The sequence below is a fragment of the Sphingomonas donggukensis genome, from assembly GCF_023674425.1.
In the GTDB taxonomy this organism is placed as follows: domain Bacteria; phylum Pseudomonadota; class Alphaproteobacteria; order Sphingomonadales; family Sphingomonadaceae; genus Sphingomonas; species Sphingomonas donggukensis.
Genome location: NZ_CP098401.1, coordinates 318,851 through 334,712 on the forward strand (window position 1 = coordinate 318,851; position 15,862 = coordinate 334,712).

At 67.6% G+C, this 15,862-nt stretch carries 12 protein-coding genes; 3 read left to right on the forward strand and 9 right to left on the reverse strand.

Annotation, left to right across the window (positions count from 1 at the left end; translation table 11 throughout):
• Positions 1–14 precede the first annotated feature (14 nt).
• Complete coding sequence (locus tag M9980_RS01490) at positions 15–1,046, forward strand: alanine racemase (protein ID WP_250752619.1); 1,032 nt, start codon at positions 15–17, stop codon at positions 1,044–1,046.
• Positions 1,047–1,097: 51 nt separating this feature from the next.
• Here the strand turns inward: M9980_RS01490 and M9980_RS01495 are convergent, their stop codons facing one another.
• The 3 genes from M9980_RS01495 to M9980_RS01505 all read right to left on the reverse strand — a co-directional run bounded on the left by M9980_RS01495 (position 1,098) and on the right by M9980_RS01505 (position 7,579).
• The gene (locus M9980_RS01495; protein WP_250752620.1) at positions 1,098–5,045 is read right to left on the reverse strand and encodes a TonB-dependent receptor domain-containing protein; all 3,948 of its coding nucleotides are present in this window, start codon (positions 5,043–5,045) and stop codon (positions 1,098–1,100) included.
• Between the two features lie 261 nt (positions 5,046–5,306).
• Entirely contained in the window at positions 5,307–6,482 is a 1,176-nt protein-coding gene (locus M9980_RS01500) for an acetyl-CoA C-acetyltransferase (RefSeq protein ID WP_250752621.1), read from the reverse strand.
• Between the two features lie 35 nt (positions 6,483–6,517).
• Positions 6,518–7,579, reverse strand: a complete 1,062-nt coding sequence (locus tag M9980_RS01505) for an alpha/beta fold hydrolase (RefSeq protein WP_250752622.1) — start codon at positions 7,577–7,579, stop codon at positions 6,518–6,520.
• 20 nt (positions 7,580–7,599) lie between these two features.
• On the opposite strand from M9980_RS01505, the gene phaR reads away from it, so the two are divergent.
• Positions 7,600–8,166 (forward strand): polyhydroxyalkanoate synthesis repressor PhaR, encoded by a 567-nt coding sequence (gene phaR, locus M9980_RS01510; RefSeq protein ID WP_250752623.1) that lies wholly within the window; start codon positions 7,600–7,602, stop codon positions 8,164–8,166.
• Positions 8,167–8,363: 197 nt separating this feature from the next.
• Here phaR and M9980_RS01515 read toward each other — a convergent pair whose 3' ends face one another.
• A complete protein-coding gene (locus tag M9980_RS01515) occupies positions 8,364–9,173 on the reverse strand; it encodes a class I SAM-dependent methyltransferase (RefSeq protein WP_250752625.1) in 810 nt (269 codons plus the stop codon).
• 52 nt (positions 9,174–9,225) lie between these two features.
• On the opposite strand from M9980_RS01515, the gene M9980_RS01520 reads away from it, so the two are divergent.
• A complete protein-coding gene (locus M9980_RS01520) occupies positions 9,226–9,411 on the forward strand; it encodes a hypothetical protein (protein ID WP_250752628.1) in 186 nt (61 codons plus the stop codon).
• Here M9980_RS01520 and M9980_RS01525 read toward each other — a convergent pair.
• From M9980_RS01525 to atpD, 5 genes are all read right to left on the reverse strand, one after another.
• Complete coding sequence (locus tag M9980_RS01525; protein ID WP_250752631.1) at positions 9,401–10,858, reverse strand: ArnT family glycosyltransferase; 1,458 nt, start codon at positions 10,856–10,858, stop codon at positions 9,401–9,403. The two genes, M9980_RS01520 and M9980_RS01525, sit on opposite strands and share 11 nt — an antisense overlap.
• A gap of 2 nt (positions 10,859–10,860) precedes the next feature.
• Positions 10,861–12,078, reverse strand: coding sequence for an aspartyl protease family protein (locus tag M9980_RS01530; protein ID WP_250752634.1), 1,218 nt, complete (start codon positions 12,076–12,078; stop codon positions 10,861–10,863).
• Positions 12,079–12,171: 93 nt separating this feature from the next.
• On the reverse strand, positions 12,172–13,707 hold the full coding sequence (locus M9980_RS01535) for a TadA family conjugal transfer-associated ATPase (protein ID WP_250752636.1): 1,536 nt from the start codon (positions 13,705–13,707) through the stop codon (positions 12,172–12,174).
• A gap of 288 nt (positions 13,708–13,995) precedes the next feature.
• Complete coding sequence (locus tag M9980_RS01540) at positions 13,996–14,250, reverse strand: ATP synthase F1 subunit epsilon (RefSeq protein WP_250752638.1); 255 nt, start codon at positions 14,248–14,250, stop codon at positions 13,996–13,998.
• Between the two features lie 119 nt (positions 14,251–14,369).
• Positions 14,370–15,839: a F0F1 ATP synthase subunit beta gene (gene atpD / locus M9980_RS01545; protein ID WP_250752639.1), complete on the reverse strand. Its 1,470-nt coding sequence runs from the start codon at positions 15,837–15,839 to the stop codon at positions 14,370–14,372.
• Positions 15,840–15,862 lie beyond the last annotated feature (23 nt).

Sequence of the window (15,862 nt, forward strand, 5' to 3'; positions counted from 1 at the left end):
CTACCGCGCGGGGCATGACGCTCGACCTTCCCGCCCGGCTCGATCTCGACGGCGGCGCGCTCGTCGCCAACTGGCGCGCGCTCGCGCGCATGGCCGGGGTACCGGCGGGCGCGGCGGTGAAGGCCGATGGCTATGGCCTGGGCGCGCGCGGCGTTGCCGACCGGCTGGTGGCCGCGGGATGCCGCGACCTGTTCGTCGCGACCTGGGCCGAGGCGCTGGCGCTCGGCGAATGCGGCGCGGCGGTGGCGGTGCTCCACGGCGTGCGCGAGGAGGACATGGCTGCCACCGGCTTGCCGAACGCCCGCCCGGTGCTGACCACGCCCGAACAGGTCCGTCGCTGGCGCGATGCCGGCGGCGGCGCGTGCGACGTGATGGTCGATACCGGCATGCACCGGCTGGGCGTTTCGGCGGAGGATGTCGCGGCAGGGCTTCTCGACGGGCTGCGCATCGACGTGCTGATGAGCCACCTCGCCTGCGCGGACGAGAATAGCGCGATGAACGCGGTCCAGCGCAACGCGCTGGCCGGCCTGCGCGACCGCACGTCGGCGCGCCGGCTGAGCCTCGCCAACTCCGCCGGCATTGCGCTCGGCAAGGACTACGCCTTCGACCTCGTCCGCCCCGGACTGGCGCTCTACGGTGGCGTGCCGTGCGCGGCGCTCGCCGACATCATCCGCCCGGTCGCCCGCCCCGAGGCGCAGATCCTCCAGCGCCGCCGCGTACCCGCCGGCGGTGCGGTCGGCTACAACGCCACCTGGACGGCCCCCGCGGACACCGAAGTCGCGATCGTCAATCTGGGCTATGCCGACGGCTATTGGCGCGGCTTTTCCGGCAAGGGCTTCGTGCGGGCAGGGGAGGCGGCCCTCCCCGTCATCGGCCGCGTGTCGATGGACCTGACTGCCCTCGACGTGTCGACGGCGCCGGCGCTGGCGGAGGGCGACTGGGTGACCTTCGACTACGCCCTACCGAAAGCGGCGGCGGCATCGGGGATGTCGCAATACGAGTTGCTGACGGGGCTCGGTTCGCGGTTCGCGCGGGTGTGGCGCTGATACGAAAAGGGCCGCCCCGAAGGACGGCCCTTTCCGATCAATGCCGATCGATCAGTAGCGGGTGGTGACCGCCACCTGGAAACGACGACCGATCTGATCGTAATAATCGGCGAAGCGGTAGCCGAGGTCGCCGCCCGTCGTCTGGTCGAGCACGTTCGACACGTTGAACTGCATGCGGAACTTCTCGTTCACGTCGACGCCCAGGGCTAGGTCGATGTTGTGCAGCGCAGGGTAGCGATTGTACGGGACGATTTCGGTCGTCGCGGGCAGACCGCTGCTGAACACCCGCGTCGGCGCCTGACGGTTCCAGGTCACTTGGGTGTAGAACTGCTCCCGCTCGTACCGGGCCGACAGCTGCGTTTCGAGCTTGGAGCGCGAGAACGTGCCGGCAGTCATCACCCGGTCGCCGTTGAAGGTGCCCGATGCCGAGGTATCATACTGGATCAGGTGGTAGGCGTTGGCGCGCAACGTCATCCGGCCCGACCCGATGCCGAAGGCATAGTTGCCCGACATGTTCATCGCACGGATCTTGATCGCACCCAGGTTGAGGAAGCCTGCCTGCACGCCGTTCTGCAGCTGGAAGTCGCTGCCGCGGGCAAAGCGGCTGCAGCCGTTGATGCCGATCTGGGCCGACGAGTCCGGGAAGGTCGGGCTGTCGTAGCAAGCCTGCAGGAACGTCCCCACGCCCGCGGTGACGATCGTGTTGTCGACGCGGACGTTGATGTAGTCCGCCGACAACGTCAGACCCGGGATCCAGCGCGGGGTCAGCACGCCGCCTGCCGTCCAGCTCTTACCCTTCTCGGGCGCGAGGCCGGTCGAGCCGGAGAAAGTACCCTGCAAGCTGCCGCCCTGCGGAACGAAATTGCGCAGGAACTCGGTCGCGCCGGCGGCGTCGTTCGAACCGATGAAGTTGCCGTTGGCAAGCGCCGCAGCAACGCAGTTCGCACGACGCGTGGTCGGAACCACACCGGTATCGATGCTGGCCGGGCCGCACAGATCGGTCACCGCCTGGAAGGTCGGCTGACCGCCAAGGAACAGCTCGACGATCGACGGCTGGCGCAGCGAGCGCGTGTAGTTGCCGCGGAACTGGATATCCTGGAGCGGCTTCCACGTCCCTGCCAGCGAATAGATCGTGCCCCAGTCGCCATCGGCCTTCGGCGTGATCGTGGTGCCCTGGAGGTTGCGATACGTCGCTGCCTGGCCGCTCTGCTTCGACATCCGGAATGCCGGGTTGAATTCCAGTCGTCCGAGGAACGACAGGAAGTCGGGCCCGGTGAGCGGAATGGCAAGCTCGCCACCGAACTCGTAGGTTTCCGTGTAGGCCGCGGTGTTTGCCGAAGGCGCCGAGCGCGAACGGCCCAGGATGTTGAGCTGGTTGGTCGTGAACGTCAGCTCGTCCTTGCGATACTCTCCGTTGGCGTTGAACTGCAGCGCGCCTGCCGGCAGGTCGAACAGCCCACCGCTCAGCGAGCCCTGGATGAAGGTCTGCTTCGACACGTTGCGGAACAGCGACGGGCTGGTGACATACGCTTTCGATTCAGCCGACATCTGATTGTAGCCGAACGGATTGAGCGGCTTGCACGCGGTGATCAGATCCTGCGTGATGGTCGGGGTGACGATGACTTCGGTCGGAATGCCGTCCGCTCCGACCACGCGGGTGATGTTGGTGGCGGTGCCGATCGGGGTGCGGCCCAGATACTGGCTCGGGAACACCTGCGAACGGCAGACGATGTTGCCGTTGGCGACGCCGGTGGTGGCGAGGCCCTGGTCAACCGCGTCGAGCGCCAGCTGATACTCGAGATCCGCGATGCCGTCCGAGCGGGTGTTCTGCTCGGAATTGCCGTACGTGCCCGACACTTCCGCCTTCCAGCGCTTGCCGAACAGTTCGAAGTTCGAGCGCAGGCCGGCGACGATGCGGTAGGTTTCCTGGCGATTGGTGTACGGATTCGCGCCGAAGATATCCTGATTCTGGCGCGTCAGCAGGAAGTTGCCGGCGTTCGCCTGGTTCGGGGCAATCCCGACGGCGGTCAGTGCCGCGCGGTCCGATGCATCGAGGAACGGGTTGTTGTAATTCAGCAGGAGCGCCGAATTCTCCTGGGTATTGGTGATGAAGTTCTGGGCGCCCGAAATATTGCCGAGCGACCGGTTCAGCACCTTCGCATAGGTACCTTCCGAGAAGAAGGTGATGTTGTCGGTGATGTCGAACTTGCCCATCAGGTTCGCGACGTAGCGATCCTGCTGGGTACGCAGCACGGTGTTCTCCAGGCTGCGGCGGAACCCGCCGTCACCGCCGCGCGCGCTGCCGACCGTGATCGGCGAATTGCCGCTGACCGGGCCGGAGAAATTGTAGCGGCGGATCGACCCGTCATCGTTGAATTCCAGCGGCACGGCGACGAACGGCAGCACCTGGTTTACCGGAACCTGGACGGTAGCGCCGTTGACTTTCACGTTCACCAGCGTGGTGTCGGTGTTGGCGATGCGCGGCACCGCCGGGTCGAACGTGCCGATGAAATAGTTGATGTTGGTCGTGGGGTTGGCCGCCAGGAATTCGCGCGACGTGAAGCGGTTCGCCTGCAGCAGGTTGATCGCCAGCGTCGTCTGCTGCGCTGCCGTCGAACCGGTCGGCGCGGTCACGCCGTACGCGGCCAGAACCTGTGCGGACGTCACGTTGGACGGCAACGCCGTCGGTGCGAAGGTCGTGAACGGGACGTTGGTCGCCTGCGTGGTCGAGCCGTTCAGGCCGTTCCCGCTCAGCGTTCCGAAAGTCACGTCGGAACCCGGGGTGCCCTTGATGATCTGCGCGGCGGAAAAGCTGAAGAACCCGTTATTCAGCGAAGAGATCGTCGTCGCTCCGCCGGTCGCGTTGGTCGCCGGCAATGCGAAGCCGACCGGTGCAGCACCGTTGGCAAAGGTGATGTAGTTGGAGGTGCGCAGCGTCGTGCCCGATCCGGTCGTGATCGGCGTATAGGGAGTGTAGAACGTGTTGCTCTGGACGTTCAGGATGGTGCCCGGATTGCTCAGCGTCTGCGTGACGAGGCCCAGGCCGTACAGGGTCGATGGCTGGCCATCGGTCGCAGCGGCCAGGAAAGCACCGTTGTTCAGACCGGTGGCGGTAGCATCGATGACGTCGCGTCCGGTGAAGCTGGGATTGCGGATGCCGCCGTTGAACGGGTTCGTATACGAACCGGGACGGACGTTCCGGAAATCGCGCGACACAGCCTGAAGGCCGTCGTTGCGGCTATACTCGAACGATGCCGTCAGGTTGGCGCGACCATCGAAGAAATTGCGCCCCGCCAATGCGCTGAGCTGGAACTGACCGGCGTCTCCACGCTCGGAAATTCCCGCAAGGCCGCGAAGCTGGACGCCGTCATAGTCGTCCTTCAGAATGTAGTTCACGACGCCGGCGATCGCGTCGGCGCCGTACGCCGCGGCGCCACCGACCGTGACGACATCGACGCGCTGGATCAGCGTGGACGGAATGACGTTCACATCGACCTGGCTGCCCGTCTCGTTACCCGCGACGAACAGCGACGCGGCGTTGCCCGACACGAAGCGACGGCCGTTCACCAGCGTCAGCGTGCGCGCGGTGCCCAGGTCGAGCAGATCGACGAACGCAGCACCCAGGCTGGCGGTCTGGCCGCCATTGTTGCCGTTCAGCGGGCTCGCACCCGGGCCGACGAGCGGGATGTCGTTCAATGCCTCGAGCGCATTGGTGAAGCCGCGCGTCTCGATCGACTGCGCCGTGATCTGCACGCCCGGCAACACACCGTCGGTTTCGGGCCGTGCGATGCGCGAACCGGTGACGACGATCGCGCCATCGTCGCTCGACTGGCCATCGGCGCTGACCGTCTGCGCGGCCTGTTCTGCGGCCTGCGGCGCCGTCTTCGGGGCGGGCTGCGCCGGATTCGGCGTGTTGGGCGTCGCCTGGCCGAAGGCCGGCGCGACCAAGAACAAGGTGGAGGCAAGCGCGGTCGCGCCAGCGTAACGGCTGAGCTTCATTGAAAATTTCCCCTGTTGGCCCGTGCAAGGCACAGGCTTGTGGGGATGCTGCAATGCAAACGTCACACTCTCAAGTGCTGAAGCGTACGCAATCGGCACCTGTCTGGATTTTTTCCCAGGGTGTGTCGGAAATACTACAATAGGATTGGCGTGAGGGGACGATACCACACAACGGATAAGCGACGATCTAAAGCCACACCAAATTTCCGGACACGATTTGCTAGCTATCTTTATTCTATTCGCTAGCTAATCGATTTTGAATCAATCCCGCTCCACGCACATCGCAATTCCCATGCCGCCGCCGATGCACAGCGTCGCCAGGCCCTTCTTCGCGTTGCGGCGCTGCATTTCGTAGATCAGGGTGGTCAGCACGCGCGCGCCGCTGGCGCCGATCGGGTGGCCGATGGCGATGGCGCCGCCGTTGACGTTCACCTTGTCGGCGTCCCAGCCCATTTCCTTGCCGACCGCCAGCGCCTGTGCGGCGAAGGCTTCGTTCGCTTCGATCAGGTCGAGGTCGGCGACGGTCCAGCCGGCTTTCTCCAGCGCCTTCTTCGATGCCGGCACCGGGCCGATGCCCATGATGGAGGGGTCGACGCCGGCGCTCGCCCAGCTCTTGATGCGTGCGAGCGGGGTGATGCCGCGTTTGGCGGCTTCGTCGCCGGACATGACGACGATCGCCGCCGCCCCGTCGTTGATGCCGCTGGCGTTGGCGGCGGTGACGGTGCCGTCCTTCTTGAAGGCGGGGCGCAGGCCCGACACGCCGTCCACGGTCGCGCCGGCGCGGATATATTCGTCGTCGGCGACGACCGTGTCGCCCTTGCGCCCCTTGATCGTCACCGGTGCGATCTCGTCGGCGAAGCGCCCGGCGCTGCGGGCCGCCTCGGCCAAATTCTGCGAGCGGACGGCGAACTCGTCCTGGGTGCCGCGGGTGATCTGGAACTGCTCGGCCAGATTTTCCGCTGTGATGCCCATGTGATAGCCGTTGAAGACGTCGGTCAGCCCGTCCTTGATCATCGTGTCGACGAGGCTGACGTCACCCATCTTCGTGCCCGGACGCATCGACCCGGCATGGGCGGACATCGACATCGATTCCTGCCCGCCGGCGACGACGATCCTGGCGTCACCGGTCGCGATCGCCTGGAATGCGAGCGCCACGGTGCGCAGGCCCGATCCGCACACCTGGTTGACGCCCCACGCCGGCACTTCCTTCGGCACGCCCGCCGCCATCGAGGCCTGGCGCGCGGGGTTCTGACCCTGCGCCGCGGTCAGCACCTGGCCGAGGATCACTTCGTCCACGTCCGAGCCCGCGACGCCGGCCTGCGCCAGCGCGGCCTCGATCGCGACGCGGCCCAGTTCATGCGCGGGCGTCGCGGCAAAGGCGCCCAGGAACGCGCCGACGGGGGTACGCTTGGCGGCGGCGATGACGACCTCGGTCATGGGACAGGCTCCTGCTCGGGAAAGATGTTCGGGCGCTATCTAGAGCCGACCACGCCGCTTATCCAGTGCGCGAGCGGCTCCCACAGCAGCGCGCGCGCCCGGCTGCCGACGATCATGCCGACGTGGCCGGCGGCGACGTCGTGGCGGGTGCCGATCGCGATGCTGGAGGCGGCGGGCACGATGCGGTCGCGGTCGGAGACGAAGTCGGCGACCGGGCAGGCGAGGGCGGACGGCTCTACCGCGTGGCCCGCGACCTGCCACGCCCCGCGTCCGGGCGCGTCGCTTGCAAAGAAATCCTCGAACATCTGCCGCCCGGCGGCCAGCGTCAGCGGCGCGCCCGCGTTGGCCCAGTCCTCCAGCGTGACGAAGCCGGAAAGTGCGCCGTCGTCCGCGCTCGCCAGCGCCTCGAACTTGGCGATGGTGCGTGCGGGATCGAGCTTCCAGAAGCCGGCCTGCAACACCTCCATCGGCACGACGCCGAGCGCTTCGCACGCCGGGCGAGCGCTGTTCCACAGGTCGGCGATGGCGGCGCGGGCGGACGCATCGAAGCCTTTGAACCGCCACGGCGCCGCGATCAGCGCGAGGCCGGCGACCGGCATGGTGGCAGCCAGTGCGGTCGCGATCGTCCCGCCCAGGCAATAGCCAACCAGCACCGGCGGCTCGTCCAGTCCGGTCAACACCCTTCGCAACCGCATCACGTGCGCGGTCACATCCTCGTCGCGGTCGGCGGGCGTCGGCGTGCCCCAGTCGACCAGCAGCACCCGGCGCCCCTGCGCCACCAGCCAGCGCAGCAGCGACGCGTCTGGCGACAAATCGAGCACGAACGGCGGGTTGATGAGCGAGGGCACGAACACCACCGGTACGCCCGCGCCACCATAGTCGCGCAGGGTGACGCGGCCATCACGCGCGACCTCTGGCATGGGCGCGGGGCGGGGCGTGCGCGGGGCTGCCTGATAGCGCGCCAGGCCGGCGAGTGCCGCCGCGCGTCGCTCGGGCGATGTTGCGGTTTCGCTGCGCAGCATCTCGATGAACAGGGGCAGGGGCCGCGGTCCGTGTTGCGGTGCGGCATGATTCAATGGTAGGCCGTCGTCAGTCATCGCGTGAGGGGACGCTTTCCATGAAGAAGACCGCAACCGGCACCGGCCCGGTCATCATCAAGAAATACGCGAACCGGCGCCTCTACAACACCGAATCCTCGTCCTACATCACGCTCGAGCATCTCGCGGCGATGACGCGCGAGGGCCGCGACTTCAAGGTCGTGGATGCGAAGACCGAGGAGGACATCACCCACAATGTCCTGACCCAGATCATCATGGAGGAGGAATCGCGCGGCCAGACGATGCTGCCGGTCAATTTCCTGCGTCAGTTGATCGCGCTGTACGGCGATTCGATGCAGGCGATGGTGCCGGGCTATCTGGAGGCGTCGATGGAAAGCTTCCGCCGCAACCAGCAGCAGTTCAAGACCGCGGTCGAGGGGGCGTTCGCCAATTCGCCGTTCGCCGAAATGGCCAAGCGCAACCTCCAAATGTTCGAAGCCGCGGCCGGCGCGTTCAAGCCGGGGGCGGGCGCTCCGGGTGCTGCGCCTGCCGCCGACACCGCCAGCGAAACGCACAGCAAGGATGCCGAGATCGCGGCGCTGAAGGCGGAGTTGTCGAAGCTTCAGGACAAGGTGGCGAAGCTTTAGGTCGGAAGGCGCGCTGATCGGCTCGCGCATTTATCTTTGCCGTTCGCCTCGAGTAGCCGTCGAGCCTGTCGAGACGGCGTATCGAGAGGTCCGCGCCCCGGGAAAGCCTCTCTCGATACGGCCCCGGATCAAGTCCGGGGTCGATCCCTACTCGAGACGAACGGGTGGACGAATTTCGATCGGTCCTGAAACGCCCCCTATTTCCGCGGCTTGGTGAAGCGGATCGTCATCCGGTCGCTTTCCCCGATCGCGGCATATTTCGCGCGATCGACGTCCTTCAGGCGATAGGTCGGCGGCAGGGTCCACACCCCCTCGGGCCAGTCGGCGGTGTCCTTCGGATTGGCGTTCACTTCCGACATTTCCGACACGACGAAGCCGGCCTGCTTGGCGAAGGCGACGACGCTCGACACCTTCATGTACCCGCTTTTTTCCTCCGCCGCGGCGTCGCGCGCCTCGGGCAGGCGGTGCTCGACGATGCCCAGCGTCCCGCCGGGTTTCAGCATCCGGTACATCTCGGAGAACGCGGCCTGGGTGCGGTCGACTCCGGCGAAGCGCAGGTTGTGGATGTTGCGGAACGTCAGCACCACGTCGGCGCTGCCCGCTGGCACGACCGGCTCACCCGCGGCGGCGGGGAAGGCGGCCAGGCGCACCTTGCCATAGGTCGCCGCGTCGGCGCCCTGCAGTTTCTTGATACCGTTCAGTCCGTTCGCCCAGGCGCCGGCGGCGTAATAGGTGCCGCGCTGCGCCAGATAGGGGGCGAGGATTTCGGTGTACCAGCCGCCACCGGGGATCAGTTCGACGACGGTGTCGGTCGGTTTCACGCGGAAGAAGGCCAGCGTATCGGTCGGGTGGCGATAGCGGTCGCGCGCGACATTGGCCGGCGTGCGGGTGGTCGATGCGACCGCCTTCGCGATCGCTCCGCGCGGGTTGCTCGGCTGGCCGATCGCGACGCTGGTCACGGCGGCAACGACGGAGGCGACCGCCAGCGTGGCGAGGATATTGCGCATCGTGTCTCTCCCGGGTCTGGACGGACCATCTTGTGCGGGGCAGAGGGCGGCGATGCAAGTGCGGTTGTGGAGCGGCGTGGCGGCGTGTGTCGCGGTTGCGGTGGCCAGTGGCCTTGCCGACTGGCGCCGCACGCGCCGTGCCGACCCCGACCGCGTCGGCTTCATGCCGTGGCCCACGGTACAATTTGCGGCGCTGTTCGCCGCGGTGATCGTCGCGGCCTTCGCGCTTACCGCCTGAACGGCAGGTCGCGGCGCAGGTACACGATCGTCCGGTAATCGGCGCGTGGCGTCGAGAACACGGGGCGATAGTCGCGCGCGAGCGCCGGGCGCAATTCGGCCAGCACCGCGCGGTTCCAGATCTTCAGCTTGCGGGTCGACGACACGATCACCGGCGGGCGCGCGGCGAGAATCCGGCGCGCTTCGGCTGCCTCGTCGATCCCGGTCGCCCCGGCCTCTGTGGTGTAGGCCAGAAAGTTGGGGAAGGCGCGGGAGGTCGGCAGGCATGCGCCGGCCAGGCTGTAGGTCGCGGTGTCGCCGATGAAGACCCAGGGGCAGCCGCCGCCGCTGTTGCGCCGCACGACCTCCGCAACCGCGCGGGCGCCTGGGGCGTCGTCGCGGATGAAGCTGCGCTCGACCAGCAGCAGCAACAGCCCGAGCGCCAGCGTCCCGACCAGCACGCGCGGGATGCGCCCCAGCGCGATGCCGCCCGCCATCGCCAGCGGCGGCAGCAGCGGCAGGGCGTAGTGATCGAAGAAGGTGCCGATCGCCGCGAAGCCGACCGCCGCCGCAGCGAGCCAGGCGAAGGCGGTCGCCCGCTCCCCGACCAGCCGCACCCTGCGCCGCCGCCACGCGATCGCGGCGCACAGCAGCAGGGGGGAGAGCTGCGCTAGAATGCCGAGCAGCCGCATCGCGATCTCGCCCGCGGGATAACCGGGTCGCTCCAGGATCGACGTGACGTTGGCGAACCACCAGGCGTCGAACGCGCCGACCCGCCAATACCAACCCGCCGCTGCCAGCGTCGGGGCAATGCCGATCGCCATCCACAGGATCGCACTACCGGCCAAGGTGACGACCCGTGCTCCCGCGCGGTGCAGCCACCACAATCCCGCCAACCCGACGAACGCCGCCTCGAACGCCGCGGTCGTCTTCACCTGCACCGCCAGCCCCGCGAGCAGGCACGCGGTCGCGCCACGGCGCAGGATCGCGGCCCGCGCGGATCGTTCGGCCAGCCATGGGAAACCGATGACGATGCGCGCGGCGGTCGCGATCAGCAGGTTATAGAACACCGGCGCCTGCCCGCCGCGCCCGCCGAGCAGCGGCAGCCAGACGAGATAGGCAATCCCCGCCGCGATCGCGCCGGTGCGGCTCGCCCCGACCGTCTTCGCGCCGCTCGCGACGACCAGCGCGGTGAGCGCGGCGAACAGCGTCGCCAGCAGCTGGTATCCGAGGATATCGTCGCCCGGCAGCGCCGCGGCACCGGCGTAGAGCAGGAACAGCCCCACCGGCTTGCGGTCCCAGACGTCGATATAGGGCACCGCGCCGTCCAGCAGCCGCTCACCGACCAGTAGATAATATTGCTCGTCGACATGGATGATCGGATTGCCGAAATCCGCGATCCTGAGCGCGACCGCGACCGCGAGGAAGCACAGGGCCACCGCCCAGCGTGGCGAGAAGCGCAGCGACATCGTCAGTAGAAGCTGGCGAGCGTCAGCTGCCGCTCGCCGCCACGGTCGCACAGGCCCAGTGACACGGTGCGGCCCGGCGTATCGATCGGCCAGGTCGCCAGTCGCGAGCTGGGATAGTCGCCGGGCAGCGGCGTGCCGTCGATCCGGCAGATTCGCTCGCCGGCCTTCCAGCCGGTCGCCGCGGCGGGCGAATTCTTCATCACGTGCACGACGCGCAGCGCGCCGCGTTCATAGGAGGCGACGATGCCGCTGGTCGATTTGGCGGGCACCGTGTCGATCTCGGCCCCCGGCGCCAGCACCATGCGGCGCGCGCGCGGGTCGATCAGCACGCGGTAGCGCCGCAGCAGCGCGGATCCGATCCGCCCGGCGATCGCGGTCTGCGCCGAATAGCCGCCGGGCCGCTCGATCCGCGCCTCGACATTGCGCGCCACCAGCGACCCCAGTCCGACCGCGGGCAGCGTCGCGAGATCGCTTTCGATCATGCCCCCCAGGCCGATCGCGACGGTGGAAGTCGGGCGGGCGGCGCTCAGCTGCGCGGCGGTCCACGCCTCGTTCGACAGCGACAGGAATCCGCCGTCGCCGGTGTCGATCATGACGGGGCGCAGCCGCGCGCGGTCGATCGTCAGGTCGACCAGGAACGTGCCCGATCGCTGGCCGGTGCGCATCGCCACCGTGGTCCCCGCAAACGGCATGCGCCCGCTCGGCAGCATGCGGAAACGGCGCTTGTCGAAATCGATGTCGATGGCGTGGTCGGCGATCAGGTCGGCGCCGATCAGGACGTCGACGGGCTCGGGCGTGTCGCTGACCAGCCGTCCGAAATCGGCGATGCCGATGCGTCCGCCGTCGCGCGACAGGCCGCCGAAGCCGATCGATTCGACCGCGGCCCAGCTGATCGGCACGGCGCCGCCGATCGCGGTCGCCTCCGCCCGCGCCGACGATTTCAGCCCGGCTGCCGCTGCGAACCCGGTCGACACCAGCGAGAAATTGACGCCGGTGTCGAGCAGCGCGATCGCGCGGCGCCCGTTCACCGTGACGCGAAACGCCAGCTGGTTGCCCGGCGTATAGTCGAACGCGATCCACTGGCGCTCGCTGTCGGCGGACAGGACGGGCCCGGGCGACAGCAAGGCCGGCGCGGTCCTGCGCACGGCAGCCGGCTTCTGCGCCACAAGCGGTGCGGCGGCACATAGACAGGCAAGGGCGGCAAGGCGAAGGATCGACATCTCGCCGCGCGTTAGCGGCTTTCCGTCGCACGCGCTACGCGGGCGCGCGTCCCAAATCGATCGTTCGAACGCCGCCGTCCGCGATGCGCGGACCTACAGGCATGCCTCCAGCATCGCCTGGTCGAACCCGAACTGGCGCGCCTTGTCGAGCGTGTACGGGCGCAGGCCCATCGAACGGTACTCGCCGATGATCTTGCCGTCGGCGCTCTCGTCCAGATACTCGAACTTGAACAGCTCCTGCGTCACGATGACGGGGCCTTCCATGCCGATCACCTCGGTGATGTTGGTGACGCGGCGCGAACCGTCGCGCAGACGCTTCACCTGAACGATCAGGTCGACCGAATCGGCGATCTGGCGGCTGATGGCTTCCTTCGGGATCTTGATGTCGCCCATCATCACCATGTTTTCCATACGCCCCAGGCATTCGCGCGGGGAGTTGGCGTGGAGCGTACACATCGATCCGTCGTGGCCGGTGTTCATCGCGGCGAGCAGGTCGAAACATTCCGACCCGCGGATTTCGCCCAGGATGATGCGGTCCGGGCGCATACGCAGCGCGTTCTTGACGAGGTCGCGGATGCTGATCTCGCCCTGGCCCTCCAGGTTCGGGGGGCGCGTTTCGAGCGGCAGCCAGTGCGGCTGCTGGAGCCTGAGTTCGGCGGCGTCCTCGATCGTCAGCACGCGCTCGCCCGGGTCGATCATCTTCGACAGGGCGTTCAGCATCGTCGTCTTGCCCGAACCGGTACCGCCCGAGATGACGACGTTGAACCGGCACGCGCCCGCGATCTTCAGCGCGGTCGCCATCTTCTGCGACATCGATCCGAAGCCGGCCATCATGTCGAGCGTGATCGGCTTGTCGGAAAACTTACGGATCGAGATCGCCGTGCCCTTGAGGCTAAGCGGCGGCACGATGACGTTGACGCGGCTGCCGTCCTTCAGGCGGGCGTCGGCGAGCGGCGTGGTCTGGTCGACGCGGCGGCCGACCGAGTTGCAGATGCGCTGCGCGATCTGGAACAGATGCTCCTCGTCGCGGAACTGGATGTTGGCCAGCTCCAGCTTGCCCTTGCGCTCGATGAAGGTCTGTTCGGGGCCGTTGACCATGATGTCGCTGATCGCGGGATCGCTGAGCAATTCCTCGAGCGGGCCAAGGCCGAGCAGCTCGTCGACCAGCACCTTTTCCAGCGCGAACTGTTCGCGGCGGTTGAGGGTCAGCTTCAGCTCGGCGAGCACTTCGCCGATGATCGGGCGGAATTCCTCGGCCAGCTCGTCCTTGTTCAGCGTCGCCGCCGCTTCGGGATCGACGCGTTCGAGCAGGCGAGGAAGCACCTGTTCCTTGATGCGGTGGATCGAGCTTTCGAAACCCTCGACCCGGCTGCTGCCGGCTTCGGCGGAAGCGGCCTGGCGCTCGGCCAACCGCGACATCGCATCGGCGTTGGGGCCGGGGGCGTCGGCGAACTGCGGCTCGGGTTCGGGCACGGGCAGGGTGATGCCGCCGAGCGGCGGGAACTGCTCGCCGCCCTCGGGCTCGCTGGGACGCACCGGCCCGCCCCCCTGCATCGGCCGCGCGACCCCGAAGGCGGGGCGCGAGCCGGCAGGCCCGTTGATACCGTTGCGTCGACCGAATGCGCTCATGCCGCCCCTCTTGCGCGGTTACATCCCACGCGAATCCTGAAGGACAGGGGTAGTGCCGAAGGTTTTACAATTGCCTAACCAAGTCCGGCGTGCCGATGGCAGTGCACAGCACTGCCGAGCGCCTCGCGCCGGACCGGCCGGCGGGGCTACAGCCCCGACCGACGACGCGGGCTTTGCCCGCGGCGGGATGTAGGAAAGGGTGAGTACGTCCGACCAATTCGGCCAGCGTGTCGCTCATGACACGTGCTTCGACTTCGCTCAGCACGAACGGTATGGCGGCAGCCGGCCTTAAGCCGCCACGGTCTCCGCCAGCACCACCAGCCCGACGCCGTTCACCTCGGCAAAACCGCCCTCGATGCGGATCGTCTCGGGGCTCGACCCTTGCGTCTTGTAAATCGCGAGTTCGCCGTCGCGGATCGTCGACATCAGCGGCGCATGGCCCTCAAGCACGCCGAAGTCGCCTTCGGTGCCGGGGACGACGACCATGTACACGTCCTCCGACCGGACGAGCTTTTCAGGCGTGACGAGTTCGAAGTGCAGCATTTGATTTCTCCCCCCTCCCGCGTGCGGGAGGGGTCGGGGGAGGGCCTGTCAATCTGGAGGGCGTCGCGTGCCGACAGACCCTCCCCTGACCCCTCCCGCACGCGGGAGGGGGATATGTCTTACGCCTCGTCGGCCAGCTTCTGGGCCTTGGCGACGACTTCGTCGATGCCGCCGACCATGTAGAACGCGCTTTCCGGCAGGTGATCATATTCGCCGTCGACGACCGCCTTGAAGGATTTCACGGTGTCCTCGATCGCGACGAACTTGCCGCTGATGCCGGTGAAGACCTCGGCGACGTGGAACGGCTGGCTGAGGAAACGCTGGATCTTGCGGGCGCGGGTGACGGTGATCTTATCCTCTTCGGACAGCTCGTCCATGCCGAGGATGGCGATGATATCCTGCAGCGCCTTGTACTTCTGCAGCGTCTCCTGGACGCGGCGGGCGGTGTCGTAATGCTCCTGGCCGACGACCGCAGGCGTCAGCACGCGGCTGGTCGAATCGAGCGGATCGACCGCCGGATAGATGCCGAGCTCCGAGATCGCGCGGTTGAGCACGGTCGTCGCGTCGAGATGGGCGAACGACGTGGCCGGGGCCGGATCGGTAAGATCGTCGGCCGGCACGTACACCGCCTGCACCGAGGTGATCGACCCCTTGTTGGTCGAGGTGATGCGCTCCTGCAGGGCGCCCATGTCGGTCGACAGCGTCGGCTGATAGCCCACTGCCGACGGGATGCGGCCCAGCAGTGCCGACACTTCGGCGCCGGCTTGCGTGAAACGGAAGATGTTGTCGACGAAGAACAGGACGTCCTGCCCCTCGACGTCGCGGAAATACTCGGCGATCGTCAGGCCGCTGAGAGCGACGCGGGCGCGGGCGCCGGGCGGCTCGTTCATCTGGCCGAACACCAGCGCGACCTTCGACCCCTCGCTCGTCGGATTGCCGTCGGCATCCTTGGCGATGACGTTGGCGTCGAGGAACTCGTGGTAGAGATCGTTGCCTTCGCGGGTACGCTCACCGACGCCGGCGAACACCGACGTGCCGCCGTGGCCCTTGGCGATGTTGTTGATCAGCTCCTGGATCAGCACGGTCTTGCCAACGCCGGCGCCCCCGAACAGCCCGATCTTGCCGCCCTTCGCATAGGGGGCGAGCAGGTCGATGACCTTGATGCCCGTGACCAGGATCGCGCTCTCGGTCGACTGGTCGACGAAGGCGGGCGCGGCGGCGTGGATCGGGGCGGTCGTCTCGGCACCGATGGGCCCGCGCTCGTCGATCGGCTCGCCGATGACGTTCATGATGCGGCCGAGCGTCTTGGGGCCGACGGGCACGCGGATCTGCGATCCGGTGTCGGTCACGCGCTGGCCGCGGGTCAGGCCCTCGGTCGCGTCCATCGCGATCGTGCGGACGGTGTTCTCGCCCAGATGCTGCGCGACCTCGAGCACCAGCTTGGTGCCGTTGTTCTCGGTCTCGAGCGCCGAAAGAATCGCCGGCAGCGCGTCTTCGAACGTCACGTCGACGACGGCGCCGATGATCTGCGAGACGCGACCGACGTTGTTCGTGGTCGCCTGGGGGGCGGTGGTAGCGGCGGTTGCCATTGTCTGTCTTCCTGCCTTCGTGA

Bases quoted from the DNA above. Each gene is read 5' to 3' on its own strand.
- M9980_RS01490 (WP_250752619.1), top strand. From the start codon at position 15: ATGACGCTCGACCTTCCCGCCCGGCTCGATCTCGACGGCGGCGCGCTC.
- M9980_RS01495 (WP_250752620.1), bottom strand. From the start codon at position 5,045: ATGAAGCTCAGCCGTTACGCTGGCGCGACCGCGCTTGCCTCCACCTTG.
- M9980_RS01500 (WP_250752621.1), bottom strand. From the start codon at position 6,482: ATGACCGAGGTCGTCATCGCCGCCGCCAAGCGTACCCCCGTCGGCGCG.
- M9980_RS01505 (WP_250752622.1), bottom strand. From the start codon at position 7,579: ATGACTGACGACGGCCTACCATTGAATCATGCCGCACCGCAACACGGA.
- phaR (WP_250752623.1), top strand. From the start codon at position 7,600: ATGAAGAAGACCGCAACCGGCACCGGCCCGGTCATCATCAAGAAATAC.
- M9980_RS01515 (WP_250752625.1), bottom strand. From the start codon at position 9,173: ATGCGCAATATCCTCGCCACGCTGGCGGTCGCCTCCGTCGTTGCCGCC.
- M9980_RS01520 (WP_250752628.1), top strand. From the start codon at position 9,226: ATGCAAGTGCGGTTGTGGAGCGGCGTGGCGGCGTGTGTCGCGGTTGCG.
- M9980_RS01525 (WP_250752631.1), bottom strand. From the start codon at position 10,858: ATGTCGCTGCGCTTCTCGCCACGCTGGGCGGTGGCCCTGTGCTTCCTC.
- M9980_RS01530 (WP_250752634.1), bottom strand. From the start codon at position 12,078: ATGTCGATCCTTCGCCTTGCCGCCCTTGCCTGTCTATGTGCCGCCGCA.
- M9980_RS01535 (WP_250752636.1), bottom strand. From the start codon at position 13,707: ATGAGCGCATTCGGTCGACGCAACGGTATCAACGGGCCTGCCGGCTCG.
- M9980_RS01540 (WP_250752638.1), bottom strand. From the start codon at position 14,250: ATGCTGCACTTCGAACTCGTCACGCCTGAAAAGCTCGTCCGGTCGGAG.
- atpD (WP_250752639.1), bottom strand. From the start codon at position 15,839: ATGGCAACCGCCGCTACCACCGCCCCCCAGGCGACCACGAACAACGTC.